The following is a 1211-nucleotide window of genomic DNA, read 5'->3' as shown; positions in this document are numbered from 1 at the left end:
GGGGAGAAGGGGTGTGGAGACGGGGGAGGGCAGAACTATGAGGCATGCCGATGACAACTGTGCCTGTTCTCGCCCAGCTCGTCCGATCTCGGGCAGATCTCTTTCTGAACGGTTGGACAGATCGGGGGATCGCCGCCGCGCTGCAGAGCGGAGTGCTGTTCGGCGTCCGGCGGGGGTGGTTCATGGACGCCGTCGATCGTGAGCCTCTGCGGCCGGAACAGCGGCACCACGCGCACGTCATTGCTGTGGCTCGCGATGCGAGCGGGCCCGCCGTCATGTCCCATGCATCGGCGGCCGTGCTGTGGGGGCTGCCGCTGCACGCGATGCGCCTCGCCCGTGTCCATATGACCACTCCGTCGCCGCGGAGGATCTCGAGTGCGCCGGACGTGTTCCGTCATGTCGCTCCGCTCCCGATCTCCGACGTCACGGTGCGCGACGGCATCCGGTGCACCACCTTGTCGCGCACGGTGTTCGACCTCATCCGCACGGTGACGCCGCCCGCGGCCGTGGCGCTGGCGGATGCTGCGGAGCGCCAGATGGCGGAGCGGCAGTGGGAGTGGGACATGGATGCCGTCCTCTCCTGGCGTCGTGAACTCGCGGCCAGGTTGACCGGCGCCGGGGGAGCGCGGGGAATCCGTCAGGCGCGGTGGGTCGCGGACTTCGCCGACGGGCGGGCGCAGCTTCCCGGTGAGAGTGTGAGCCGGTTGCATCTGCACAGACTCGGCTTCGCCGCCCCGGACCTGCAGGTGCCGGTGGACGGGCCCGGCGGCAGTCGCTACTTCGTGGACTTCGGGCTCGCCGATGTCCGCAGTTTCGGAGAGTTCGACGGCAAGACGAAGTACCTCGACGAGGCTCTGCGTTCGGGGCGCACGCTCGAGCAGGTCCTGCTCGCGGAGAAGCAGCGTGAGGACTGGATCCGGGGTCGCACGCAGTGGCGCTTCGCCCGGTGGGGGTCGGAGGACATCGCGACGCCCACCACTCTCGCCGCTCGTCTCGCCGCCTTCCACATCACTCCGCCCTGACCCTCGCCGCCCCATCGCGACGCCGAGTGCACGGCTTGCCGCCGAGCGCACCGCATATTCACGTCAACAACCCGTGCACTCGTCAACAACCCGTGCACTCGGCGTCGCGATGGGGCGGCGAGGGTCAGGGCGGAGTGATGTGGAAGGCGGCGAGACGAGCGGCGAGAGTGGTGGGCGTCGCGATGTCAT

The 1211-nt window shown here is 69.3% G+C and carries 1 protein-coding gene; it reads left to right on the top strand.

All coding sequences use genetic code 11. From position 1 onward, the window contains the following. Positions 1–50: 50 nt before the first annotated feature. Positions 51–1022 carry a hypothetical protein gene (locus tag BQ2383_RS00005; protein ID WP_140403270.1) on the top strand — a complete coding sequence of 324 codons (972 nt, stop codon included), beginning with the start codon at positions 51–53 and terminating at the stop codon, positions 1020–1022. The last annotated feature ends 189 nt before the right edge of the window (positions 1023–1211 follow it).

Source organism: Microbacterium oxydans, assembly GCF_900095745.1.
Classification (GTDB): domain Bacteria; phylum Actinomycetota; class Actinomycetes; order Actinomycetales; family Microbacteriaceae; genus Microbacterium; species Microbacterium oxydans_B.
The sequence above is the reverse complement of the archived record's forward strand: the minus strand, read 5'-3'. Positions and strand labels throughout refer to the sequence as shown.

Excerpts from the sequence above, each read along its gene's own strand:
- BQ2383_RS00005 (WP_140403270.1), top strand. The coding sequence starts at position 51 with ATGACAACTGTGCCTGTTCTCGCCCAGCTCGTCCGATCTCGGGCAGAT.